Origin of the sequence: Thiomonas sp. OC7 (assembly GCF_900634595.1) — a bacterium.
Lineage (GTDB): Bacteria > Pseudomonadota > Gammaproteobacteria > Burkholderiales > Burkholderiaceae_C > Thiomonas > Thiomonas arsenitoxydans.
In genome coordinates this window covers 2,367,439-2,389,736 of record NZ_LR131953.1, presented here as the reverse complement: position 1 = coordinate 2,389,736, position 22,298 = coordinate 2,367,439, and the positions used below count along the sequence as shown (strand labels likewise).

Below are 22,298 nucleotides of genomic sequence, written 5' to 3'. Positions count from 1 at the left end.
CTTTTGTTCTCTCCGGCAGAGCCCGCGGTCTGCAGCGCCGCAAGCGAAACGCTTTCAAAAATCGTGGCTGGGGAGGAAGGACTCGAACCCTCGAATGCCGGAATCAAAATCCGGTGCCTTAACCAACTTGGCGACTCCCCATCTTCATTCACCACCATCGACGATGGCAAATGATAAAAAACTGTCTGTCAAAATCTAATGCATTACGGCAGCGCGAGCCCAACATTATGCGTCAATCCAATCGCACAACGGATGCTCGCGCAAACCCTCGCACAACCGGCCCTGCCAACCCTCAGGCAACAAGTCCGGCAAACCACCCAACACCTCATCAGACGGCCCGTGCCTGCTCGGCAAACCAGATCGATCTGACGCACCGATCAAAGCAAAAACTGCGCTGCCAGAACCCGTCATTCGCGCATCGAAAAGCAACTCAGAACGCAACGTCGGCGAGTGTGCTGCCAGCGGCCCCATCAACGCAGTACGCAAAATCTGCAGTGCCTGAGTCACCTCAGGCTCCAGCACCTCGGCGCCGGGCTGCAAATCGTTTCTGCCCCAGACAGGGCAAAGACTGCTTTGCTGATCGTCTTGTTGACAGTTTTTGCTCTGACTTTTCTGGTGCCGATTTTTCTGCTGCTCATCCAGTGCGAAAAATTCGCCCAGCCATTCAGCAAAGCCTGCTATTGTTTCTTCGGGATTTTTGGTTGTCAAGTCAAGGGTGGAAAACACCGCACGCGTGGACAGGCCGCGTGCCGGATGCACCACAGCAAAACTCGGCGCGGGCAGATCGATTGGCTGCAACTGCTCGCCGACGCCCTCGGCCCAGGCGTTGCGGCCGTAGATGAAAATCGGCACGTCGGCGCCGAGTTGCAAGGCGAGTTGCATCAATTTGGCGCGCGGCAGGTCGAGGCGCCAGAGACGGTTGAGGCCGATCAGTACCGTGGCAGCATCGGAACTTCCGCCGCCGAGCCCGGCCTGTTGCGGAATGCACTTGCGCAGATGGATATCGACCCCGCTGTCGCACTGCGTCGCCTGTTGGAGCAGGCGGGCGGCGCGCACGCAAAGGTCGTCTCGCGGCAGTTCGTCAGCGCCGATGCGGTGGATGAGACCATCGTCACGCCGGATCAGATCGAGCGTGTCGCACCAATCGATGAACTGAAAGACCGTCTGCAGGGTGTGATAGCCGTCGGGGCGCTTGCCGGTGACGTGCAAAAACCAGTTGATTTTCGCCGGGGCGGGCAGATTGAACAGGGCACGCATGAATCAAGCGCCGCAGCGCTTCAGGGAGCGATTTGCGGCGCTGCCGTTGCGGATTCGATCGCCATGCGCAGCTCCGCCGGGTCGCCCGCCAGGCGTTGCGCCTTGAGAAGCGCGAGCTGGCCGTCACGCCAGGTGGGCTGCACCTTCCAGCCCAGTTGTTCGAAACCGCCGTCTGTCAGGGTTTGCGAGGGCAGGCTGGAAGCCGGTCTCCCCCGCACCCAATCCTGCAACGCAGCCTGCGGCAAGGCCACGCCCAGTGCGGCGCGGGTCATGTCGTCGAATGAGGCGTAGTGCTGTATCTGTCGGCCGTTATCCAGGCTGGCTTGACCGGAACTCCATTGCGCCTTGGCCAGCATTTGACCCAGCGGGGAAAAGACTTCGAACTCGCCGGAAACGGCCCCGCGCAACACCAGACGAAAACCACCGTAAAGCGCCTTTTGCGCATCGGGCTGACCGCTGACGAGTGACAGCCGCCCCGCCAGCGCGAGCGTATTGGCGGGCTCGGACGACTGCGGCAGTTGGGGCGTGGCGCAGCCGCCAAGGGCCATCGCGATCACCCCAACGACAGCCCCGGCGACAACCCCTGCAAAGAGGCGACGCCGCATCAGAATGTCACACCGTATTTGCGCAGCACCGCCTGCACCACAGTGTCGTGCGGCGCGCGCTCGATGGCCTCGTGCCAGATGGCGCGCGCCCGGTCGCGCTGGCCGAGCTGCCACAGCACCTCGCCCAGATGCGCGCCGATTTCCGGATCGGGCCGCGCGTCATACGCCTGCTGCAGCAAATCGAGCGCCTGATCGTTGTGGCCCATTTTGTGTTCGACCCAGCCCATGCTGTCGAGCACGAAGGGATTGCCGGGCGAGAGTTCCAGCGCGCGGGCGACGAGCTTGCGCGCTTCGGGCAACTGCTCGCCACGGTCGGCGAGGGTGTAGCCCAGCGCGTTATAGGCCGGTTGGGACTCGGGGTCGAGCGCAATGGCCTTTCGCAGCATCTGCAGCATGTCTTTGATGTGCCCGCTTTTGTCGGCCATCATCGAGGCTTCGTACAGCAGATCGACATCGTTGGGCGTCTGCTTGAGACCGGACTGCAGCAGCTTGTAAGACGCATCGAAGCGCCCGGCCTCGCGCAACACTTGCGCCCGCGCCAGCAGCCGGTCTTTGCGCTGCGCCTCGGTCGCATCGGGCAAGGTTTCCGCCAGCTTGAGGGCGTCGTTCACCTTGCCCTGCTGCACCAGAATGGCCGCGCGGTTGCTGAGCACGGCAAGGTGGTTGCTGGCATCCGGCTCAATCTGATCGAGCCAGCGGTTGGCCTGATCCAGATCGCCCAGTTTGCGCGAAGCCTCCGCCAGCGCGATGTAAGCCGGGGTCAGCACGGGCGGCTCGGCCTGGGCGCGCGCCAGCCGCAGATAGGTTTGCAACGAGACCACCGCGCGCGCGGGCTGGCCGAATTCAGTCTGCAGGCTGCCCAATATCAGCCAGGCCGGGGCGAGATCAGGCGCATCGACCACCAGTTTTTCGAGCGCGTTCAGCGCAATGCCGTCGCGTTGCTGCGCCAGCGCGGCCTGCGCCCAGGCCAGACGCAGGCCGCTGTCTTTGGGCTGGGCTGCGGAAAATTTCTGCATCGCGCCGTCAGCCGCCTGCGGGTTGACGGTGTAGAGCTGTATCAGCAGCGCCGCCGCCGGGGCCAGCCCTGGGTTGAGCGTCAGGGCGTGCAGCGCATCGGCGAAGCCCCCTTTCTGGTCTCCGGCGCGCGCGCGCAGCAAACCCAGCACTACATCGGTCTGCGCGAATTGCCGCTGCCCGGCCAGCGCGGTGCGCATCATCGACAGCGTGGCGGCGGCATCGCTCGCCTGAGCGGCCAGGGGCAGCAGATCGGCAATGGCTTGCCCGCGCTGCGGTTCGGGGGTGTTGGCCAGGTCTTGGGCGATGGCCGAGCCAGCCTCGCTGGTTTTCCCCATGAGCAAAAGCAGTTGCACGACCCAGGCCCCGGCCTCTCGTGAACCGGGCATGGCTTTGCGCCAGGCCTGAGCGGCTGCGAGCGCCTTGTCGGGCGCACCTGCGCGCAGGGCGATTTCCGCGGCGCGTCGGTAGAGCGGCTCGGAATCCAGCTCCTTCGCCGCCTTGAGCAACTCGGTGTAGGCCACCCCGGGATGCCCGGTATTGGCCGCAATCTCTCCAGCCAGAATAGCAAAGACCTGCCGCGCGGTTTCCTGCGCGCTGGCCCGAACGGCCGACTGCTGTGCATAGGCTGCAATAGGCACAGCGGTGAGAGCCGGAAACAACAGGGCCGACACAAGAACGGCAGCGCGCATGGGAGTCCTGAAAGTCTGAATAGAACGCCGTATCTGCACCAGCAGACAGGGCCGAGAATCGTGCGGATTGTAGAAGTCTGCCATTTCCCCCTGCGGCACAATGCCGACATGCCCGAACTGCCCGAAGTCGAAGTCACCCGCCAGGGTCTGGAACCTGCCTTGCTCGGCGCCCGCCTGACCGGCCTGCGCCTGGGCAAACCGCTGCGCTGGCCGTTGAATATCGACCCGCAAACGCTGGTCGGGCTGCGCATCAAAGCGCTTGAGCGGCGCGGCAAATATCTGCTGCTCCGACTGTCACAGACCGCCGCCGCGCCGAACTCCGCAGGCGTGCTGATCGTGCATCTGGGCATGTCGGGCTCTTTGCGCTGGACGCCGGCCGCGCAAGCGCCCGCCCCGCTGTCGCCGCACGAGCATGTGGAATGGCTGACCGACCGCGGGGTGCTGCGCCTGCGCGATCCGCGCCGCTTCGGCGCGGTGCTCTGGCACGCGGGTGAGGAAGTGCAGCGCCATCCTCTGCTGCGCGTGCTCGGGCCCGAACCGCTGGGCGCCGACTTCGACGGCACCACGCTCTGCCGCGCGCTGGCCGGACGCAAGGCGGCGATCAAGCCGTTGCTGCTGTCGCAGCACATCATCGCCGGAATTGGCAATATCTATGCCTGCGAGGCCCTGTTTCGTGCGCAGATCGACCCGCGCACTCCGGCTTCGCATCTGCGCCCCGTCCATTGCGATCGCCTGGCCGCGGCGGTGCGCGAAACCTTGCAACAGGCGGTAGCGCTGGGGGGCAGCAGCCTGCGCGACTTTGCCCACAGCGATGGCGAACTGGGGTACTTTCAAATGCAGGCGCTGGTTTACGGCCGAGCCGGCCAGCCTTGTCGCGTCTGCGCCACGCCCATCCGGCAGATCGTGCAGGGGCAGCGCAGTACCTATTTCTGCCCCAAGTGCCAAAAAATTCTCAAACCCAAGCCCAAGGCGGGGATACGCTGATCGAAATTCAGAGTGCGCTGTGTTTTACTTTTACTCAGTTAATCCACGCGCCCCAAGCGATGAATCCGCACGTCGAAGCCCCCATCCTCACCGCCGGTCTGTTTGACTACGCCGAATGGCGCGCCGAAGCGCTACAGCGCGTCAAGGCGCTGCTGACCTGGCTCGAAGAGAGCGGGCTCGATCTCGAACAGGCACGGCCGCTGCTGCAGCGGCAGATCCACCGGCTCGACAACGACCGCATGACCCTGGCCTTCGTTGCCGAGTTCTCGCGCGGCAAGTCCGAGTTGATCAACGCCATCTTTTTCAGCGGACACGGCCAGCGCATCCTGCCCGCCGGAGCCGGGCGCACCACCATGTGCCCGATGGAACTGTTCTCCGACCCCGCACAGCCGCGCGGCCTGCGGCTGCTGCCCATCGAAACCCGCTTGCAATCGCAGACCCTGGCGCAATGGAAATCGAGCCCGCAGGTCTGGACGCATTTTGAGCTGCCCTCCCAGGATGCGCAGGGGTTGGCGCAGGCGCTCACCCATTTGTCCGACACCCAGCGCGTACCGCTGGAGCGTGCCCAAGACTTGGGCTTCTTCCACGATGCCGAAGATCTGGCGCAACTCAACACCGACGCCCAGGGCGAAGTCGAAATTCCGCTATGGCGTCATGCGCTGGTCAACTTTGCCCATCCACTGCTCGATCAGGGCCTGAGCATTCTCGATACCCCGGGGCTCAACGCCGTGGGCGCCGAGCCCGAGTTGACCCTCTCGCTCATCCCCTCGGCCAACGCCGTGGTCTTCGTGCTCGGCGCCGACACCGGGGTGACGCGCAGCGATCTGGAGATCTGGAACCGCCACATCGCGACCACCAGCGGCGCGCAAACCCTGGTGGCGCTCAACAAGGTCGATGCGCTGTGGGACCCGCTGCTCACCGCGCCGCAAATCGCCGCCAGCATCGACCATCAGGTGCAGACCACCGCGCAAACGCTGCGTCTGCTGCCCGAACGGGTGTTTCCCGTCTCGGCGCACAAAGCCCTGCTGGCGCGCATTCAGGGCGACGGCCCGCTGCTCGCCCGATCGGGCCTGGGCGCGCTGGAAAACGCGCTCAATCGCGCGGCCAATATCGACCGTCGCAGCCTGCTCGACGGCGCCGTGCGCGATGCGGTCGGGCAAGTGCAGTCCGAACTTTCGCAGCAACTGCGCAAGCAACTGCATGAGGCCCAGGGACAGCTCGACGAACTGCAGGGACTGCGCGGCAAGAACGCCAATATGGTGGTGCTCATGCTGCAGCGCCTGGCTGCAGAGCGCAACGAGTTCGACGCCGGCATGGCGCAGGTTCTGGCGCTGCGTGCCGTCAACAACCGCATGCTCGAGCAGTTGCGCGAGCGCTTCGCCGCCAAATCGGTGCTGCACGATCTGGAGCAGCTTGAGTCGCGCATGGGCGGCGCGCTGCTGAAAGTCGGCGTAAAGGGCGAACTCGCCCGCATCGGCGCCGATCTGCGCAAGCGGCTGGTGGACGCCGAAACGCAGATCGAAGAAATCCGCCAGATGCTCGCCGCCGCCTTCACCCGCGCCAATAGCGAATTCGGCTTCACCGTCACCGCGCCGCGGGTGCTGCGTCTCAGCGGGTTGATGCAGGAGTTCGACCGGGTGGTCAATGCCTACACCGAGCATCTCTCCGGCGTGAACTGGCTCAAACTGCAGAACAACGCCTACACCCTGCGCACCCTGCGCACCCTGTCATCGCGGGTGCGCGATCTGTTCGAGCGCGCCCTGCGCGATATCGAAAACTGGGACCGCTCAGCCATCGCCCAGCTCGACAGTCAGGTGCGCGAGCGCAAAAAGCAACTCAACCGGCGCCTGGCCACGCTGCAACGCATCGAAGACACCAAAGACAGCCTGCACGACCGCATTGACGAATTGCAAAAGCAAATCGCCCAGATCGACGCGCTGCAACGCGGGCTGAACGATCAGATTCGTCGCTTGATCGCCGCGTAAACGCTCGCCGCAAAGGGCTGGCACAATGCGACGCTCAATTCGATTGAGCGCCGCTGCGCCGCAGTGTCGATCTGCCCACCGTGCCCGATTCAGCCCCAGCCGCCCCCTTCACAGCGCCAACCCTGCCGCATTTCGCCAGTCGCTTGGCGCAGTGGCAGCGCCAGCATGGGCGGCACGATTTGCCCTGGCAGGTGCGCGATCCCTACCGGGTCTGGCTGTCGGAGATCATGCTGCAGCAGACGCGGGTCGCCACAGTCATCGATTACTACGCGCGTTTCACGGCCCTGTTCCCCACAGTGCAGGCGCTCGCCGCGGCGGCTGAAGATGCCGTGCTCGCGGCGTGGAGCGGGCTGGGCTACTACCAGCGCGCCCGCAATCTGCACCGGTGCGCGCAGATCGTGGTTCAAACGCATGGCGGCGCGTTCCCGCAAACGGCGGAAAGCCTTGCCGCGCTGCCGGGCATCGGCCCCTCCACGGCGGCGGCGATTGCCGCGTTCTGCTTCGACGAGCGCGCCGCCATTCTCGACGGCAATGTGCAGCGCGTACTCTGCCGCAGTCACGGCATCGACGATCCGGTGCCCACAACAGCCACCACGCGCAAGCTCTGGTCGCTCGCGCGCAGCCTGCTGCCCGAGGCGCAAGACATCACCGCCTACACGCAGGGGCTGATGGATCTGGGCGCCACCGTGTGCAGGCCGCGCCAGCCTGCCTGCACCGAATGTCCTTTTGCCACGGATTGCCGCGCTCATCTGGCGGGCGATCCGCAGCGTCTGCCCGTGCGCAAGGCGGCGCGCAAAAGCCGCCCGCAGCGCAGCACGGTCATGCTTTGGTTGCGCAACTCGCCGGACGGTCTTTGCTGGCTGGAAAAGCGCCCGCAACTGGGCCTCTGGCCAGGGCTGTGGAGCCTGCCGCAATTCGATGCGCCCGAGCAGGCGCTGCAGTTCGCCGCGCAGATCGGGCCGGTGATCGGCCAGCGAGAACTGGCGCCGTTTCGCCATGCGTTCACCCATTTCGAGCTGACCGTGCGCCCCTTGCTCATCGACGTCCAGGCCCAGCCCCGGGCCGCGGAGCCACAGGGCCAATGGCTCGATCTTGAACAGGCCGCGCGGCTGGGGCTGCCCGCGCCCGTGCGCAGCCTGTTGCTGCAGCAAGTTCCGCCCGCTGACGCTCCACCCCCGGCTGTGCTGCACAAATGAACGGAGCAGACGACATCACCTTGTTCGGCGTCGATTTCAGCAGTGCGCCCAGTCGGCGCAAACCCATCGTGATCGCGCGGGGACGGCTGGCTCAAGACGCATCGCACACGGTGATCCTGCAGGACTTCAACCGGCTCGACACCCTGGTGTCGTTCGGTCAGTGGCTGCAGACGCCCGGCCCCTGGATCGGCGCCTTCGACCTGCCTTTCGGCCTGCCGCGCGAGTTGATCGACACCCTGCGCTGGCCCGGCCATCGGCAAGACGAAGCCCCGCTGCCTTGGGAACGGCTGATCTCGCATCTGCGACACCAGAGCCGCGCGCAACTGCGCGAAGTCTTCCGCAGCTTTTGTGCCGCCCGCCCGGCAGGGGCGAAATTCGCCCACCGCGCCTGCGATCTGCCTGCGGGGTCTTCGCCGTCGATGAAATGGGTGAATCCGCCCGTCGCCTGGATGCTGCACGCGGGAGCGCCTTTGCTGCTCGATGCGGGGGTCACGCTGCCAGGTCTGCGTGGTGGCGATCCGCTGCGCGTGGCGCTCGAAGCCTATCCGGGCCATGCCGCCCGCGCCGTTCTGGGACGGCGCAGTTATAAAAGTGATGACCCCGCGAAGCAGACCGCCGAACGCGAAGCCGCACGCGACTTGCTGCTGGCGGCGATGGAAAGCGGGCGTCACCCGCTGGGCATCCGTCTGCAGTGCACCGATGAGCAACGCAAGCCCATGCAGCTCGACGCGCGCGGCGACACGCTGGACGCTGCTCTCTGCCTGATGCAGGCCGCGTGGGCCTGCCTGAGGCGGCATCGAGGCTATGGACTTCCAGACGCCCTCGACCCGGTCGAAGGATGGATCGTCAGCGTGCCTCAACCCTGAGTCGCGACAACCCCCTGCGCCGCAAAAATCAGACGATGGCCAGGTGCCCGGTATCGCTGCCGATGTCGGCGTTGCGTGCGCGCTTGCTGTCGAGCTTGATGCGCAACCGCAGATCATTGACCGAATCGGCGTTGCGCAGCGCGTCTTCGTAACTGATCTTCTCGGCATCGAACAACTCGAACAAGGCCTGGTCGAAGGTCTGCATACCCATCTCGCGCGACCGCCGCATCACGTCTTTGATCTCGGTGAGCTTGCCTTCGAAGATCTGATCGGCGATCAGCGGCGAGTTGATCATGACCTCCACCGCGGCCACGCGCCCCTTGCCGGTTTGCAGCGGCACCAGCCGCTGCGACACCAGCGCGCGCAGATTGAGCGACAAGTCCATCAGCAGTTGCGCGCGCCGTTCTTCGGGGAAGAAGTTGATGATGCGGTCGAGCGCCTGGTTGGCATTGTTGGCGTGCAGCGTGGCCAGCACCAGGTGGCCGGTCTCGGAGAACACCACCGCGTGCTCCATGGTCTCGCGGTCGCGGATTTCGCCCATCAGAATGACGTCGGGCGCCTGACGCAGGGTGTTCTTGAGCGCCGCCTCCCAGCTGTCGGTGTCGAGCCCGACTTCACGCTGGGTCACGATGCAGTTCTTGTGCGGATGCACGAACTCGATGGGGTCTTCCACCGTGATGATGTGGCCGTGCGAATTTTCGTTGCGGAAATCGAGCATGGCGGCCATCGAGGTCGATTTGCCCGAACCCGTGGCGCCGACAAAAATGATGAGCCCGCGCTTGTTCATCGCCAGCGTCTTGAGCACTTGCGGCAATCCCAGGCTGTCGATGGAGGGCAAGTCTTGCGGGATCTGCCGCAGCACGATGCCCACCTTGCCCTGCTGGATGAAGGCATTGCAGCGAAAGCGCGTGAGGCCCGCGGGAGAAATCGCGAAATTGCATTCCTTGGTGCGCTCGAACTCGGCCGACTGTTTGTCGTTCATGATCGAGCGCGCCAGCGCCAGGGTGTGCTGGCTGGTGAGCGCCTGCGACGACAGCTTGGAGACTGCGCCATCGACCTTGATGGCCGGCGGAAAATCGGCCGTGAGAAACAGGTCCGAGCCGCCCCGGCTGATCATCAGCTTGAGCAGATCGTTGATGAATTTGGAAGCCTGATCACGATCCATACGCCCCCCAGCGCTTGTTCAGGTTTTGAATACGGTGGTTCATGCCGCAAGCCGCGCGCATCAACCGCCGGGCGAAGTCGCGGCGACCCGCGCACTGAGCTTGCGCAGACGCAGCGACAAGCGGCGCGCCAGCGAGCCGATGAGACGGCAGGCCGCGGCCGGGTCTTGCGCAATCATGCGGTCGAGATCGCCAGCTTCGAGCACCGCAATCTCGCTGTCGGTCAGCGTGGTGCAGTACGACCAGCGCGGCGCGGCGTCAACCAGCGACATTTCACCCAGCATGCTGCCTGCGCGCACCTCGGTCAGGCGCAGTCTGTCGCCCCAGGGTTGCATGCGATCGACCGCCACCGCGCCTCGCAGCAGCACCACCATGAAGCTGCCCGTCTCGCCCTGCGCGATGAGGTCGGCACCCGCCTTGACGGTGTAGAAATGAAAATACTTGATGCAGCGCTCTTTGTCCGACTGGGTCAGCCCTGCCATGTATTTGTCTTGCTGCCAGAGTTCGAGCAGGCGCTGGCCGCCGGCGCTGCGCGACAGCTTGGTCACGCCGATCTCGGCCGAGCGCTGCGACCAATCGACCACAGACTCCAGGCTGGAGACTTCCGCGTCATGGAAGCCGGTGGTGAAAAACTGAGACTCGGGCGCATCGTCCACCCCGTCTTTGCGCGAACCGGCGCGGAGTTTGTCGAATAGTTTCATGGCCTGCTGGGTGCGAGTGGGAATATTGGGAGAGTGCGGATTGCGCCGGTGGTGCGTCTGGGCTGGCTCAGGCGCCGGGGAAGTTTTCGGGCTGTTTGGCCTTGGTGCGTGCTTCGGTGGCGGAGATCATGTTGCGCTTGACCAGATCGGCCAGATTCTGGTCGAGGGTCTGCATGCCGAAAGACTGGCTGGTCTGGATCATGGAATACATCTGCGCAATCTTGTTTTCGCGAATGAGGTTGCGAATGGCCGGCGTGCCGATCATGATTTCGTGCGCGGCCACCCGGCCCGAGCCGTCTTTTTTCTTGCACAGCGTCTGCGAAATCACGCCCACCAGCGCTTCCGACAGCATGGCGCGCACCATTTCCTTTTCTTCCGCCGGGAACACGTCAACGATACGGTCGATGGTCTTGGGCGCCGACGAGGTGTGCAGGGTGGCGAACACCAGGTGGCCGGTTTCGGAAGCGGTAAGCGCTAAGCGGATGGTTTCGAGGTCGCGCATTTCGCCCACCAGAATCGCGTCCGGGTCTTCGCGCAACGCCGAGCGCAGCGCGTTGGAAAAGCTCAGGGTATGCGGGCCGACTTCGCGCTGATTGATCAGCGCCTTCTTCGATTGGTGGACGAATTCGATCGGGTCTTCGATGGTGAGAATGTGGCCGTACTCGGTCTCGTTGTAATGATTGATCATCGCCGCCAGGGTGGTGGACTTGCCCGAACCCGTCGGCCCGGTCACCAGCACCAGACCGCGCGGCTTGAGCGCCAGATCGGCGAAAATTTTCGGCGCGTTCAGATCGTCGAGGGTGAGCACCTTGCTCGGAATGGTGCGGAAAACCGCGCCCGCGCCGCGCGCCTGGTTGAAGGCATTGACGCGAAAACGTGCCAGCGAGGGAATCTCGAAGGAAAAATCGACCTCGAGAAACTCTTCGTAGTGTTTGCGCTGCGAATCGCTCATGATGTCGTACACCATGGCGTGCACCGCCTTGTGGTCGAGTGGCTCGACGTTGATGCGCCGCACGTCGCCATGCACGCGAATCATCGGCGGCAGACCCGCCGAGAGGTGCAGATCGGAGGCGTCGTTCTTGACGCTGAATGCGAGCAGTTGTGTAATGTCCAAGCGATGTCTCCGTTCTGTCAGACTAACATTTCTGCACATGCAAAACCAAGCTGACTTCCTGCTTCATTGGGGCTGGTTTCACCTTCGTCTTGCGATAACGGTCAGAGCCATCCTCTCCACAGGCTGCGGCCGTGGAACTCACGGTCAAGTTCTTTAGGTTGATTGCAGCGTTCACGTCGCGATCATGATGCGTACCGCAAACCGGACATGTCCACTGCCGCGCTGAAAGCGGCAAAGCGTCGAGTTTGTTCCCGCAACCTGAGCATATCTTGCTGCTGGCGTAGAAACGGTCTGCCACCTTCACCGCTCCGCCACGCATCGCCGTCTTGTATTCCAACTGCCGCCGGAACTCGAAAATGCTCATGTCGGCAATGGATCGGGCCAAACAGCGGTTTGCCATCATCCCGCGCACATTCAGGTTTTCGATGACGATGGTGTGAAACCGTCGCGTGAGGTCGGAAGATAGCTTGTGCAAAGCGTCCTTCCGGATGTTGGCAATGCGAGCGTGCAGCTTCGCCAGCCTCGCCTTGGCCTTCTGGCGATTCTCTGACCCCTTTTGCTTGCGGCTCAAGCCGCGCGAGAGCCTGCGCAAGCGGCCCAGCAGCGCCTTGTGGGGCTTCGGGCCGGGGATCGTTTCTCCCGTCGAGAGTGTGGCTAGAGCCAAGACACCCAAATCCACACCGACCGCGCCTTGGTTTTCGGCTTGCGGCAAGTGCAAATCTTTCGAAGTATCAACGGCAATGCTGACAAACCATTGATCGGCCACACGGGAGACCGTGGCCGCTACGATTTTGCCGCTGAAGCGCAACGATTCCCGCATGCGCACCCACCCGAGATTGGGGATGCGAATGCGGCAGCCGTCGAGGGAAAACTGATCGTTGGTGAGAGTAAAGCGGTCGTGTGCGCCTTTCTTGCGAAACTGAGGGTAGCGTGCTCGGCCCGCGAAGAAATTTTGGAAAGCCTGACCCAATTGGATGATTGCCATCTGCGGCGCGTTTTTCGTCACTCTGAGCATCCATGGAAACTTATCGCGCTTGATCGCATTCAACTGGCGGCGCAGCGCCGTCTCCGAAGGCTTTTGCAAAGTGTTATCGGTCTTCCATGCCTCATACTGGCGCTTCCACTCGGCCAGAGCCCAGTTGTATGCAAAGCGGGCCGTTCCTGCAGCGCGCAGCAGATACGTGGTCTGCGCGTTGTTAGGGTCGAGCGCAATTTTGTGGGCAATCAGCATACTTTTCCTGCAGCTTCCAGCAGTAGCGAGTCGATTCTGGGCATTAGCCTGTTAGGTTATGTTATCGGCAAATCCCTTCCCGAAGGCTTCGCTATCGCCATGTCGCTCGATTTTGTTGTCGCCCTCGCAGATTTTCTCGATCATGCCCTCAGTTGAAGCACTCGACACCGTCCATAAACGCCTAGCATGTGCCGCGCAATCTGCCGGCCGCGATCCGCAATCGGTCAGCCTGCTAGCCGTGTCCAAGACCTTTCCTGCGCAGGACGTGGCACAGCTCGCGGCGCTCGGGCAGACGGCCTTCGGCGAGAACTATGTGCAGGAGGCGCTGGACAAGATCGCCACCTTGCGCGCGGACTGGCCTGCGCTGCAATGGCATTTCATCGGACCGCTGCAAAGCAACAAGACCCGCGACGTCGCCGAGCATTTCGATTGGGTGCACAGCATCGACCGCCTCAAGCTGGCCCAGCGTCTGAGCGACCAGCGGCCCGCAGAATTGGATCCGCTGCAGGTCTGCATCCAGGTCAATGTGGACAGCGAGACCACCAAAAGCGGCGTGCGCCCGGAAGACGCCTCGGCGCTGGCCGCGGCCGTGGCCGCATTGCCCAATCTGCGGCTGCGCGGGCTGATGTGCATCCCGGCGCCGCGCGAAGGTCTGGACGCGCAGCGCGCACCCTTCGCCCGGTTGCGGGCCCTGCGCGACGCCATCGCCGCCGAGCACGGCCTGACGCTCGACACCCTGTCCATGGGCATGAGCGCCGATCTCGAAGCCGCGATTCTGGAGGGCGCCACCATCGTGCGCGTAGGTTCCGCGATTTTCGGAGCACGCCCTGCTTTGAGTGCCAAAGCCTGATGAGCAACCCCGAGGCCAATTTGGCCCGGCGCGCCTGGGTGAGCAGACGGGTGCAGGGTGTGTCGTTCCGCGCCGCAACCCGCGCCAAAGCGCTGTCGCTGGGGCTGCGAGGGCAGGCCGTCAACCTGCGGGATGGCCGGGTGGAAGTGTGGATTTGCGGTGATGGGCGGGCGGTGCAAGCCCTGCTCGAATGGCTGCGGATCGGGCCTCCCGCTGCGCGGGTGGACGCGGTGCAGGTCGAGCCAGCCGACGCCGAAGGCTGCCCCGAAGGTTTTCAGGTGGGTTGATTCTGGCCGATGCGCCGCCCGCGACCGCGGCGAACCGCATCGGCGAGTTGCTCCAGCACCCTCACCGTGGCCTCCCAGCCGATGCAGCCGTCGGTGATGCTCTGCCCGTACTGCAGCGCCGGCAGGTCTGCCGTGAGCGCCTGCTTGCCCTCGACCAGATGGCTCTCCAGCATGACGCCGAGAATGTGGCGGCTGCCCGCGGCGATCTGCGCACCGATCTCATCCGCCACCTGCGGTTGGCGCCGATAGTCGCTGCGACTGTTGGCATGGCTGCAGTCGATCATCACCCGGCCGGGCAGATCGGCCGCCTGCAGCGCGGCCACGGCTGCGTCCACACTAGCGGCATCGAAATTCGGCCCCGCGTCGCCGCCCCGCAGGATGAGGTGGCAATCGGCATTGCCGGTCGTGGTGATCACCATGGCCCGGCCGTCCAGCGAGATGGAAGGAAAGCGGTGAGATTGCGCCGCCACCACGATGGCGTCCACCGGCGTCTGCAGCTTGCCGCTGGTCGGGTTCTTGAATCCCAGCGGGGCCGACAGCGCCGAGGCCATCTGCCGATGCAGCGGGCTTTCGGTGGTGCGCGCGCCGATGGCGCCCCAGCTCAGCAGCTCGGCGTAGTACTGCGGCGTGACCAGATCGAGAATTTCAGAAGCGGCCGGAACGCCCAGCTGCGCACATTCCACCAGCAGGCCTCTAGCCTTGAGCAAACCCTTGTGAAGGTCGCCGCGGCCGTCCAGATCAGGGTCGTAGATCATGCCCTTCCAGCCCAGACGGGTACGCGGCTTCTCGAAATACACCCGCATCACCAGAAACAAGGCATCGTCGAAACGCGGGGCCACCTCGCGCAGATGCCGTGCGTACTCAATCGCCGCCGCGGTGTCATGGATGGAGCAAGGTCCGACGACGACCATCAGCCGGTCGTCATCGCCCCGCACGATGTCGTGCACCGTCTGGCGCGCGCGGGCGACGGCCTGCGCCTGGGCCTCGCTGACGGGCACTTCGGCCCGCAATTCGTTCGGCGTGGGCAACAGCTCTTCCCGCGCAATGTGGAGATCGGCAATACGCGTCGACATGACCATCCTTGGATGAGAAATTCCTAAAAAGCTAGACCAGGCTCCGCAGATCGGGCAGCCCGGCCTTGGCAGCCTGCTGCGCCAGTTGCTGGGCCGCCGCACCGTCCACGCGAGCCAGCTCGGTCAGCACCCGCAGCCAGAGCGCGGGCTGCTGCGGCAGCGGCGCGCAGTAGAGCAGGTCGCCGCCACGCTGAACCGCCAGAACCGGAAAGTTGGGCGGCTCATAATCGGCCAGCGCATCGGCACAGTCTTCCACGTCGATCCAGGCCCAGCACACCGCGAGATCGGCGGGCAGTTGCGCCGCCAGCGCGTCGAAGCCTGCACGCCAGTCGCGGCAGATGCCGCACCACTGCGCGCACAGGCAGGCGACGAGCAGCGGTTCCATCGCCGACGGGCGGTTTACCGCAGCGCCTTGAAGCGCAGGCGGTGGGGGCGCGCGCCTTCTTCGCCCAGACGGCGTTTTTTGTCGGCCTCGTATTCCTGATAGTTGCCGGAAAAGAACGTCCACTGCGAATCGCCTTCGGCCGCGAGGATGTGAGTGGCGATGCGGTCGAGGAACCAGCGGTCGTGGCTCGACACCATGATGCAGCCCGCGAACTCGAGCAACGCATCTTCGAGCGCACGCAGGGTTTCCACATCGAGGTCGTTGGAAGGCTCGTCGAGCAGCAGCACATTGCCGCCGGAAATCAGGGTCTTGGCCAGATGCAGCCGCCCGCGCTCCCCGCCGGAGAGCTTGCCGACGATCTTCTGCTGATCGCCGCCCTTGAAATTGAACCGCCCGCAGTAGGCGCGCGAAGGCACCTGGAACTTGCCCACGTTCAGAATGTCCAGTCCGTCGGAAATCGCCTCCCACACCGTCTTATCGTCGGGCAGGGCCTCGCGGCTCTGATCTTCGTACACCAGCTTGACCGTGGGGCCGATGACGATCTCGCCGGCATCGGGCTTGTCCTTGCCCGCAATCATGCGGAACAACGTGGACTTGCCCGCGCCGTTGGGGCCGATGACGCCGACGATGGCGCCCGGCGGCAGCTTGAAACTCAGGTTCTCGATCAACAGCCGCTCGCCATGCGCCTTGCGCACGTTCTTGAACTCGATGACTTCATTGCCTAGGCGATCGGCCACGGGAATGAAAATCTCGTTGGTCTCGTTGCGCTTCTGGTACTCGATGCTGGAGAGTTCTTCGAACCGCGCCATGCGCGCCTTGCTCTTGGACTGGCGCCCTTTCGGGTTTTGCCGCACCCACTCCAATTCCTGCTTCATGGTCTTGAGGTGAGACGCCTCGCTGCGCGACTCCTGCTCCAGCCGCGCTTCCTTCTGCTCCAGCCAGTTGCTGTAATTGCCCTTGAACGGAATGCCCTGGCCACGGTCGAGTTCAAGAATCCACTCGGCCGCGTTGTCGAGGAAATAGCGGTCGTGAGTGACGGCCACCACGGTACCGGGAAAACGGTGCAGGAACTGCTCCAGCCAGTCCACGCTCTCGGCGTCGAGGTGGTTGGTCGGCTCATCGAGCAGCAGCATGTCGGGCTTGGAGAGCAGCAGGCGACACAGTGCCACGCGGCGTTTCTCGCCGCCCGACAGCGGGCCGACAATCGCGTCCCACGCGGGCAGTCGCAACGCATCGGCGGCGACTTCCATCTGCAGATCGGTGTTGTCGCCCTCACCCGCGGCAATGATGGCTTCGAGCTGCGCCTGCTCTTCCGCCAGCTTGTCGAAGTCGGCATCGGCGTCGCCGTATTCCACATAGACCTCTTCCAGCCGTTTCTTGGCGGCGAGCACACCGCCCAGACCTTCTTCCACCGCCTCGCGCACGGTCTGCGCCGGATCGAGCTGCGGCTCCTGCGGCAGGTAGCCGATGCGCAAGCCCGCCATCGGCACGGCTTCGCCTTCAATATCGGTATCCACCCCGGCCATGATCTTGAGCAGGGTCGATTTGCCAGAACCATTCAGGCCCAGCACGCCAATCTTGGCGCCGGGGAAAAAACTCAGCGAAACGTCCTTGAGAATCTGACGCTTGGGCGGCACGATCTTGCCGACCCGGTTCATGGTGAAAACGTATTGAGCCATAGTTTCTGTCGAAATAATCAGGCCGCGCAAAGCGAGCCCAAATTGGGAACTGCGGAATATCGGCGTCGACAGGCCTCAGCCCATCGCGGAGCAAAGCCTTATTGTCGCTGCAGCGCGTGTCGTGCACACAGTCTCGCGCCTAACGGCACTCGGCCGAACGGTAAGAATCGATCTATTTTTTGTAATACGATTGCTCTATCGATCTTTACTCCCCCTCACATGGACACCGTCACCCTCTCCCCGAAGTTTCAGGTCGTGATTCCCAAACGCGTGCGCGAGCAGCTCGGCCTGCGACCGGGACAAAAGCTCGACGTCGTGCCCTTCGGGTCGCGCATCGAGCTTGTTCCACGGCAGAGCGCTCGGGCGCTTCGCGGTCTTCTGCGCGGCATCGACACGACCGTTCCCCGCGAGACTGACCGCTTGTGAAACTTCACGTGGTCGATTCCTCGGCTTGGCTGGAGTACTTCGCAGACGGCCCGGCTGCCGACCAGTTTGCTCCGATCATTGAGCAGCCAGCGGCGCTGATTGTGCCGGTCATCACGTTGTATGAAGTGTTCAAGCGCATCGCCGCTCAACGTGACCCGGTGCGCGACAAGCCCCGCCGTTCAGGTCGGGGAAGGATAGCGCGGACGGCGTAGCCGTCCTGGGGGTTCAGTGCGGTGTCTGCTGCTGCTCGATGTACTGTCGCACGATGGAAATCGGAGCGCCGCCGCAGGATGCGGCGAAGTAGGACGGCGACCACAGGACGCCTTTCCAGTAGCGTTTCTGGATGTCGGGCCGTTCCTTGCGCAGCAGGCGGCTGGACACGCCCTTGAGACTATTCACCATGGCCGATACCGACACCTTGGGCGGATACTCGACCAGCAGATGCACATGATCGTCCTCTCCATCCATCTCGATCAGTTGCGCCTCGAAATCGGCGCAGGTTTTGGCAAAGAGGGTGCGCAGGCGCTGGATGGCGTCGCCATCGAACACTCTGTGGCGGTATTTCGCCACAAAGACCAAATGCACATGCATCTTGAAAACGCAGTTCCGCCCGTGTCGAATGTCGTTGTCATCGCTCATAGACCAAGAGTATAATTCACGACATGCAACGCCTCCAAGCCTTCAAGTTCGCACTCATGCCGACCGGCGAGCAGCAGCGTCAGATGCGCCGCTTCGCGGGCTCGTGCCGGTTTGTGTTCAACAAGGCGCTGGCATTGCAGAAGGAACGCTTTGATCGCGGCGAGAAGAAGCTGGGCTACGCCGGCCTGTGCAAGCTGCTCACCAAATGGCGCGACGGCGTAGAGACGCCTTGGCTCTCCGATGCGCCGGTCCACCCGCTGCAACAGACGCTCAAGGACTTGGAGCGGGCGTACACCAACTTCTTCGCCAAACGGGCGGCTTTCCCGCGCTTCAAGAAGAAGGGGCAGAGCGAGAGCTTCCGTTACCCCGATCCCAAGCAGATCAAGCTCGATCAGGGCAACAACCGCCTGTTCCTGCCCAAGCTCGGCTGGCTGCGAGTTCGCTTCAGCCGGGATGTGCTGGGCGCGGTGAGGAATGTCACCGTCAGCCAGTCGGGCGGCAAATGGTTTGTGTCGATCCAGACCGAGCGCGAGGTCGAGCAGCCCGTCCCGCAGGGCGGCGCGGTCGGCATCGACATGGGCATTGCCCGGTTCGCCACGCTCTCGGACGGCACGTTCTACGCGCCGCTGGGCAGCTTCAAGCGGCATGAGGTGAGGCTGCGCAAAGCGCAGCAGGCGATGAGCCGCAAAGTGAAATTCAGCAGCAACTGGAAGAAGGGGAAATCGCGCATCCAGAAGATTCACGCACGCATCGGCAACGCCCGCCGCGACTACCTGCACAAGACCTCGACCGCAATCAGCCAAAACCACGCGATGGTGTGTATCGAGGACTTGCAGGTGAGGAACATGTCCAAGTCGGCGGCGGGGACGGTTGAGAAGCCGGGTCGAAATGTTCGGGCTAAGTCCGGCCTGAACAAAGCTATCCTCGACCAAGGCTGGTTCGAGTTCCGTCGCCAACTGGACTACAAGCTGGCGTGGAACGGCGGCTGGCTTGTTGCCGTGCCGCCGCAGTACACGAGCCGCACCTGCCCGTGTTGTGGCCATGTGTCGGCGGACAACCGCCAGACGCAAGCGCAATTCCTCTGCGTCGCATGCGGCTTCGAGGAAAACGCCGATGTGGTCGGCGCGATCAATGTTCTAAGGGCGGGACACGCCCGGTTCGCCTGTGAAGTGAGCGGTGCAGCAAGGCCGCCAGCAGCAGGAACCCACCGAAGCGACTCAGGAGCGGCCGGGTGTCGAGCCTGAGAGCCGTAGGAATCGCCGGCAGTCATGCCCGGGAGGATGTCAAGAGAACGACGGCATCGCCTGTCTTGCCGTGATGCAGCAGGGTCGCACGGTCGCCATAGACGCTGCGCTCGCACTGTTTGCCGCTCAGCTCAGCCTGCGCCACAAGCTCCCCATGGCCGATAGTCTGATCTACGCCACGGCCCGCCAGGCTCAGGCCGATCTCTGGACCATGGACGCAGACTTCCAGGGCCTGCCCGGCGTGCATTACGTGCCCAAAACATTGCTCTGACACACGCACATGGCGAACTCGGCTAACATAGCCCCCAGCGGTCATGTCCAGTCTCCCAGCCGCAGTCGCTTTTGACTCCTGCCGAGCCTCTCGGCCCACTCCATCTGTTGCAGACTGGCGCGCTTGTTCAAGCGCGGTGGCAGAGTCCTGGATCGGTTCACACACCGCTCCCGAAAGTTTTTCACATGTCTTTTCAAGATCTGGGCTTGATTGAGCCCCTCGTGCGCGCTGTTGCCGAACAAGGCTACACCGTACCCACTCCCATTCAACTCCAGGCCATTCCGGTTGTGCTCGCAGGGCATGATCTGCTGGCCGCGGCGCAGACCGGCACCGGCAAAACGGCCGGCTTCACCCTGCCCATGCTGCAGCGCCTGAGCGGCGGCGAACCCGCTCGCAACGCCAAGGGCAAGATCATTCCCCGCGCCCTGATCCTCACTCCCACCCGCGAGCTGGCTGCGCAGGTGCATGAAAACCTCGCCGCCTACGGCCGTCACCTCAAGCTGCACAGCATGGCGATGTATGGCGGCGTGGGCATGCAGCCGCAGATCAACGCCCTGGCGCGCGGCATGGACATCGTCGTGGCCACGCCCGGCCGTCTGCTCGACCATCAAAGCCAACGCAATATCGACCTGTCCGCGGTGCAGATGCTGGTGCTCGACGAAGCCGACCGCATGCTCGACATGGGCTTCGTGCACGACATGCGCCGCATCGTCGCCCTGCTGCCCAAACAGCGCCAGAACCTGCTGTTCTCGGCCACCTTTTCCGACGAAATCAAGCGCCTGTCTGGCGACTTCCTCGTCAACCCGCAACAGGTTGCCGTCGCTCGCCAGAACGCCACGGCCGATCTGGTCGAACAGATCGTGTTCCCCGTCGACCGCGAGCGCAAGCGCGACATGCTGGTCCACCTCATCCGCGAACGCAACTGGCCGCAAACTCTGGTGTTCACCCGCACCAAGCACGGCGCCAACCGTCTGGCCGAACAACTCGACAAGGACGGCATCGTCGCCACCGGCTTTCACGGCAACAAAACCCAGTCCGCCCGCCTGCGCGCCCTGGCCGACTTCAAGAGTGGCAAGCTGCAGGTGCTCGTCGCTACCGATATCGCCGCGCGCGGCATCGATATCGACCAGCTTCCGGTCGTGGTGAATTACGAACTACCCAACATCCCAGAAGACTATGTGCACCGCATCGGCCGCACCGGCCGTGCGGGCAGCAATGGGCAAGCTATTTCGCTGGTCTGCGTGGACGAACTCGGCTTCCTGCGCGACATCGAGAAGCTGGTGCGCAACCCCATTACGCAAGAAGTCATTCCCGGCTTCGAGCCCGACCCCAACGCCAAGGCGCAGCCCATCGTCATGGGCCGCACCGTGCTGCACGGCGGCGAGCGTCGCGGCGGCAATGGTGGGGGCGGCGCAGGCGGTGGCCAAGGTCAACGCCGCAGTGGTGCAGGCGCGGGCAATCGCGGCGCAAGCCGCAACGGCCCCGGTCAGGGCCAGGGACGCGCCCAGACACCCGCCAGCGCCAAACCGCAAGGCCAGCGCGCATCCGGGCGCAGCGCAAAGCCTTCAGCCAGCACCGCGAGCAAGGTTCCGCCTGAGCAACGCGCCGATGCCTGGCAAGGCACACCCTGGGTCGAACTCGACCTGCCGCCGCACATGCGCAACGGCCAGAGCCGCGGACGGCGGCCCGCTGGAGCCGGAGGCGGCGCTGGACGCCCCTCCACAGCAAACGGCAACAGCTTCGGCGGCGGCCAACGCCGCTCGGGTGGCGGTCAACGTAGCCGCTGATCTGCGCGCCTTGCTGCTTGCGTTTGCAACAAGGCGCGGTACTTCCAGAAACTCGGTGTAGCCCATAACCGCATAAGGCTCACCGCATGCCACCGCAGATAACGCCACTTTACGTGGCTACTGCGCTGCGCTGCATGAGTCACCTGGACGTCTGACACGAAACGCAGCTCTCCTCCGGCCAGCTTCAGGCGCGCCGAGAGATCAAAGTCCTCCGCGTACAAAAAAAACCTTTCGTCAAAACCGCCCACGCGACGGAATGCCTCCGTCCGAATCAATAAAAAAGCGCCGGGAAGCCATACAATATTCTCGACCGGCCCCTGTTTAATAAAACGCCTTTCAATAATCTCAAAAATAGTCAAAAAACCACGATTAGGCGCCACTTTATTGCGCTCTGGATCGAACAATGCAGGCCCCAATGCGACATCATCAGGCATTGCCTGCGCGATTAATTCCTTAAAAACATCTGATTCAAATCGAATATCAGGATTAATAACCGCAAACCACTCAGTATCGCAGTGACAAAACGCCGAATTATGGTTCGCACCAAAACCCTTGGGATTTTTATTATATATTTGGTGATAAAAATATTCAGCCGCACCCTCGCGCCACAGGAGCCCATCAGATGATAAATTATGGGTAACCACAACGCGCCGGACAGATTTGGAAGCATGCCGTGCCAGATCGTCCAAAAGATGCATCAACATCGCCTCTTGGCCATGCGAAACCACTGAAACTGTGACTTGCCTACCAAGACTATCCAGATCGTTCAAGCCATGCAAGACTTTGTGCGAAATCATCTGTCAATTAGCTCATATTTTATTTTAGCGATAGCTAATAATCTAAAGCATT

The 22,298-nt window shown here is 63.3% G+C and carries 23 protein-coding genes and 1 tRNA gene; 11 read left to right on the top strand and 13 right to left on the bottom strand.

From position 1 onward, the window contains the following. Window positions 1-64: 64 nt before the first annotated feature. From BIO17B3_RS11420 to BIO17B3_RS11405, 4 genes are all read right to left on the bottom strand, one after another. Window positions 65-141 (bottom strand) — tRNA-Gln (locus BIO17B3_RS11420). 84 nt (window positions 142-225) lie between these two features. Then, window positions 226-1,257 carry a 4-(cytidine 5'-diphospho)-2-C-methyl-D-erythritol kinase gene (gene ispE / locus BIO17B3_RS11415; RefSeq protein WP_156054156.1) on the bottom strand — a complete coding sequence of 344 codons (1,032 nt, stop codon included), beginning with the start codon at window positions 1,255-1,257 and terminating at the stop codon, window positions 226-228. Between the two features lie 20 nt (window positions 1,258-1,277). Next, window positions 1,278-1,862, bottom strand: a complete 585-nt coding sequence (locus tag BIO17B3_RS11410; protein ID WP_156054155.1) for a lipoprotein insertase outer membrane protein LolB — start codon at window positions 1,860-1,862, stop codon at window positions 1,278-1,280. Then, window positions 1,862-3,568 (bottom strand): tetratricopeptide repeat protein, encoded by a 1,707-nt coding sequence (locus BIO17B3_RS11405; RefSeq protein WP_232054268.1) that lies wholly within the window; start codon window positions 3,566-3,568, stop codon window positions 1,862-1,864. Before BIO17B3_RS11405 ends, BIO17B3_RS11410 begins: the two co-directional genes overlap by 1 nt. Before the next feature lie 108 nt (window positions 3,569-3,676). Here BIO17B3_RS11405 and mutM point away from each other — a divergent pair, with 108 nt between their 5' ends. The 4 genes from mutM (at window position 3,677) to BIO17B3_RS11385 (ending at window position 8,599) form a co-directional block, all read left to right on the top strand. Next, on the top strand, window positions 3,677-4,552 hold the full coding sequence (gene mutM, locus BIO17B3_RS11400; protein WP_156054153.1) for a bifunctional DNA-formamidopyrimidine glycosylase/DNA-(apurinic or apyrimidinic site) lyase: 876 nt from the start codon (window positions 3,677-3,679) through the stop codon (window positions 4,550-4,552). Window positions 4,553-4,611: 59 nt separating this feature from the next. Further along, the gene (locus BIO17B3_RS11395) at window positions 4,612-6,537 is read left to right on the top strand and encodes a dynamin family protein (protein ID WP_156054152.1); all 1,926 of its coding nucleotides are present in this window, start codon (window positions 4,612-4,614) and stop codon (window positions 6,535-6,537) included. Between the two features lie 80 nt (window positions 6,538-6,617). Further along, window positions 6,618-7,733 carry an A/G-specific adenine glycosylase gene (mutY, locus tag BIO17B3_RS11390; protein ID WP_156054151.1) on the top strand — a complete coding sequence of 372 codons (1,116 nt, stop codon included), beginning with the start codon at window positions 6,618-6,620 and terminating at the stop codon, window positions 7,731-7,733. Beyond that, entirely contained in the window at window positions 7,730-8,599 is an 870-nt protein-coding gene (locus tag BIO17B3_RS11385) for a DUF429 domain-containing protein (RefSeq protein WP_156054150.1), read from the top strand. The genes mutY and BIO17B3_RS11385 overlap by 4 nt, the downstream gene beginning before the upstream one ends. Window positions 8,600-8,627: 28 nt before the next feature. Here the strand turns inward: BIO17B3_RS11385 and BIO17B3_RS11380 are convergent, their stop codons facing one another. From BIO17B3_RS11380 to BIO17B3_RS11365, 4 genes are all read right to left on the bottom strand, one after another. Further along, complete coding sequence (locus BIO17B3_RS11380; protein WP_156054149.1) at window positions 8,628-9,764, bottom strand: PilT/PilU family type 4a pilus ATPase; 1,137 nt, start codon at window positions 9,762-9,764, stop codon at window positions 8,628-8,630. A 60-nt stretch (window positions 9,765-9,824) separates the two neighbouring features. Then, window positions 9,825-10,463, bottom strand: coding sequence for a Crp/Fnr family transcriptional regulator (locus BIO17B3_RS11375; RefSeq protein ID WP_013104505.1), 639 nt, complete (start codon window positions 10,461-10,463; stop codon window positions 9,825-9,827). A gap of 67 nt (window positions 10,464-10,530) precedes the next feature. Continuing rightward, a complete protein-coding gene (locus tag BIO17B3_RS11370) occupies window positions 10,531-11,577 on the bottom strand; it encodes a type IV pilus twitching motility protein PilT (protein ID WP_156054148.1) in 1,047 nt (348 codons plus the stop codon). Between the two features lie 22 nt (window positions 11,578-11,599). After that, the gene (locus tag BIO17B3_RS11365) at window positions 11,600-12,808 is read right to left on the bottom strand and encodes an RNA-guided endonuclease TnpB family protein (protein WP_156054147.1); all 1,209 of its coding nucleotides are present in this window, start codon (window positions 12,806-12,808) and stop codon (window positions 11,600-11,602) included. Window positions 12,809-12,950: 142 nt separating this feature from the next. Here BIO17B3_RS11365 and BIO17B3_RS11360 point away from each other — a divergent pair, with 142 nt between their 5' ends. Continuing rightward, window positions 12,951-13,658, top strand: coding sequence for a YggS family pyridoxal phosphate-dependent enzyme (locus tag BIO17B3_RS11360; protein ID WP_156054146.1), 708 nt, complete (start codon window positions 12,951-12,953; stop codon window positions 13,656-13,658). Continuing rightward, window positions 13,658-13,945, top strand: coding sequence for an acylphosphatase (locus tag BIO17B3_RS11355; RefSeq protein ID WP_156054145.1), 288 nt, complete (start codon window positions 13,658-13,660; stop codon window positions 13,943-13,945). Before BIO17B3_RS11360 ends, BIO17B3_RS11355 begins: the two co-directional genes overlap by 1 nt. Here the strand turns inward: BIO17B3_RS11355 and BIO17B3_RS11350 are convergent. The 3 genes from BIO17B3_RS11350 to ettA are packed head-to-tail and all read right to left on the bottom strand — an operon-like array spanning window position 13,933 to window position 17,082. Next, window positions 13,933-15,018: a 3-deoxy-7-phosphoheptulonate synthase gene (locus BIO17B3_RS11350; protein WP_156054144.1), complete on the bottom strand. Its 1,086-nt coding sequence runs from the start codon at window positions 15,016-15,018 to the stop codon at window positions 13,933-13,935. The genes BIO17B3_RS11355 and BIO17B3_RS11350 overlap by 13 nt on opposite strands. Window positions 15,019-15,049: 31 nt before the next feature. After that, window positions 15,050-15,403: a thioredoxin domain-containing protein gene (locus BIO17B3_RS11345; RefSeq protein WP_156054143.1), complete on the bottom strand. Its 354-nt coding sequence runs from the start codon at window positions 15,401-15,403 to the stop codon at window positions 15,050-15,052. 14 nt (window positions 15,404-15,417) lie between these two features. Beyond that, window positions 15,418-17,082, bottom strand: coding sequence for an energy-dependent translational throttle protein EttA (gene ettA / locus BIO17B3_RS11340; RefSeq protein ID WP_156054142.1), 1,665 nt, complete (start codon window positions 17,080-17,082; stop codon window positions 15,418-15,420). Between the two features lie 219 nt (window positions 17,083-17,301). Here ettA and BIO17B3_RS11335 point away from each other — a divergent pair, with 219 nt between their 5' ends. Both BIO17B3_RS11335 and BIO17B3_RS11330 read left to right on the top strand, forming a co-directional pair. After that, complete coding sequence (locus BIO17B3_RS11335; protein ID WP_013104498.1) at window positions 17,302-17,508, top strand: AbrB/MazE/SpoVT family DNA-binding domain-containing protein; 207 nt, start codon at window positions 17,302-17,304, stop codon at window positions 17,506-17,508. Continuing rightward, complete coding sequence (locus BIO17B3_RS11330; RefSeq protein WP_232054267.1) at window positions 17,505-17,720, top strand: PIN domain-containing protein; 216 nt, start codon at window positions 17,505-17,507, stop codon at window positions 17,718-17,720. Before BIO17B3_RS11335 ends, BIO17B3_RS11330 begins: the two co-directional genes overlap by 4 nt. Before the next feature lie 13 nt (window positions 17,721-17,733). Here BIO17B3_RS11330 and tnpA read toward each other — a convergent pair whose 3' ends face one another. Continuing rightward, the gene (gene tnpA / locus BIO17B3_RS11325; RefSeq protein WP_156054141.1) at window positions 17,734-18,147 is read right to left on the bottom strand and encodes an IS200/IS605 family transposase; all 414 of its coding nucleotides are present in this window, start codon (window positions 18,145-18,147) and stop codon (window positions 17,734-17,736) included. Between the two features lie 23 nt (window positions 18,148-18,170). Between tnpA and BIO17B3_RS11320 the strand changes: the two genes are divergently transcribed. The 3 genes from BIO17B3_RS11320 (at window position 18,171) to BIO17B3_RS11310 (ending at window position 21,449) form a co-directional block, all read left to right on the top strand. Beyond that, window positions 18,171-19,391, top strand: a complete 1,221-nt coding sequence (locus tag BIO17B3_RS11320; protein ID WP_156054140.1) for an RNA-guided endonuclease TnpB family protein — start codon at window positions 18,171-18,173, stop codon at window positions 19,389-19,391. 73 nt (window positions 19,392-19,464) lie between these two features. Then, a complete protein-coding gene (locus tag BIO17B3_RS11315; RefSeq protein ID WP_232054363.1) occupies window positions 19,465-19,662 on the top strand; it encodes a PIN domain-containing protein in 198 nt (65 codons plus the stop codon). Between the two features lie 185 nt (window positions 19,663-19,847). Then, the gene (locus BIO17B3_RS11310) at window positions 19,848-21,449 is read left to right on the top strand and encodes a DEAD/DEAH box helicase (RefSeq protein ID WP_156054139.1); all 1,602 of its coding nucleotides are present in this window, start codon (window positions 19,848-19,850) and stop codon (window positions 21,447-21,449) included. Here BIO17B3_RS11310 and BIO17B3_RS11305 read toward each other — a convergent pair. Continuing rightward, window positions 21,434-22,246, bottom strand: a complete 813-nt coding sequence (locus tag BIO17B3_RS11305; protein WP_156054138.1) for a glycosyltransferase family 2 protein — start codon at window positions 22,244-22,246, stop codon at window positions 21,434-21,436. The genes BIO17B3_RS11310 and BIO17B3_RS11305 overlap by 16 nt on opposite strands. Window positions 22,247-22,298 lie beyond the last annotated feature (52 nt).

Excerpts from the sequence above, each read along its gene's own strand:
- BIO17B3_RS11355 (WP_156054145.1), top strand. The coding sequence starts at position 13,658 with ATGAGCAACCCCGAGGCCAATTTGGCCCGGCGCGCCTGGGTGAGCAGA.
- tnpA (WP_156054141.1), bottom strand. The coding sequence starts at position 18,147 with ATGAGCGATGACAACGACATTCGACACGGGCGGAACTGCGTTTTCAAG.
- BIO17B3_RS11310 (WP_156054139.1), top strand. The coding sequence starts at position 19,848 with ATGTCTTTTCAAGATCTGGGCTTGATTGAGCCCCTCGTGCGCGCTGTT.
- BIO17B3_RS11315 (WP_232054363.1), top strand. The coding sequence starts at position 19,465 with ATGCAGCAGGGTCGCACGGTCGCCATAGACGCTGCGCTCGCACTGTTT.
- BIO17B3_RS11320 (WP_156054140.1), top strand. The coding sequence starts at position 18,171 with ATGCAACGCCTCCAAGCCTTCAAGTTCGCACTCATGCCGACCGGCGAG.
- BIO17B3_RS11385 (WP_156054150.1), top strand. The coding sequence starts at position 7,730 with ATGAACGGAGCAGACGACATCACCTTGTTCGGCGTCGATTTCAGCAGT.
- BIO17B3_RS11305 (WP_156054138.1), bottom strand. The coding sequence starts at position 22,246 with ATGATTTCGCACAAAGTCTTGCATGGCTTGAACGATCTGGATAGTCTT.
- BIO17B3_RS11350 (WP_156054144.1), bottom strand. The coding sequence starts at position 15,018 with ATGTCGACGCGTATTGCCGATCTCCACATTGCGCGGGAAGAGCTGTTG.
- ettA (WP_156054142.1), bottom strand. The coding sequence starts at position 17,082 with ATGGCTCAATACGTTTTCACCATGAACCGGGTCGGCAAGATCGTGCCG.
- BIO17B3_RS11395 (WP_156054152.1), top strand. The coding sequence starts at position 4,612 with ATGAATCCGCACGTCGAAGCCCCCATCCTCACCGCCGGTCTGTTTGAC.
- BIO17B3_RS11405 (WP_232054268.1), bottom strand. The coding sequence starts at position 3,568 with ATGCGCGCTGCCGTTCTTGTGTCGGCCCTGTTGTTTCCGGCTCTCACC.
- BIO17B3_RS11365 (WP_156054147.1), bottom strand. The coding sequence starts at position 12,808 with ATGCTGATTGCCCACAAAATTGCGCTCGACCCTAACAACGCGCAGACC.
- BIO17B3_RS11345 (WP_156054143.1), bottom strand. The coding sequence starts at position 15,403 with ATGGAACCGCTGCTCGTCGCCTGCCTGTGCGCGCAGTGGTGCGGCATC.
- BIO17B3_RS11380 (WP_156054149.1), bottom strand. The coding sequence starts at position 9,764 with ATGGATCGTGATCAGGCTTCCAAATTCATCAACGATCTGCTCAAGCTG.
- ispE (WP_156054156.1), bottom strand. The coding sequence starts at position 1,257 with ATGCGTGCCCTGTTCAATCTGCCCGCCCCGGCGAAAATCAACTGGTTT.
- BIO17B3_RS11410 (WP_156054155.1), bottom strand. The coding sequence starts at position 1,862 with ATGCGGCGTCGCCTCTTTGCAGGGGTTGTCGCCGGGGCTGTCGTTGGG.
- mutM (WP_156054153.1), top strand. The coding sequence starts at position 3,677 with ATGCCCGAACTGCCCGAAGTCGAAGTCACCCGCCAGGGTCTGGAACCT.
- BIO17B3_RS11375 (WP_013104505.1), bottom strand. The coding sequence starts at position 10,463 with ATGAAACTATTCGACAAACTCCGCGCCGGTTCGCGCAAAGACGGGGTG.
- BIO17B3_RS11335 (WP_013104498.1), top strand. The coding sequence starts at position 17,302 with ATGGACACCGTCACCCTCTCCCCGAAGTTTCAGGTCGTGATTCCCAAA.
- BIO17B3_RS11360 (WP_156054146.1), top strand. The coding sequence starts at position 12,951 with ATGCCCTCAGTTGAAGCACTCGACACCGTCCATAAACGCCTAGCATGT.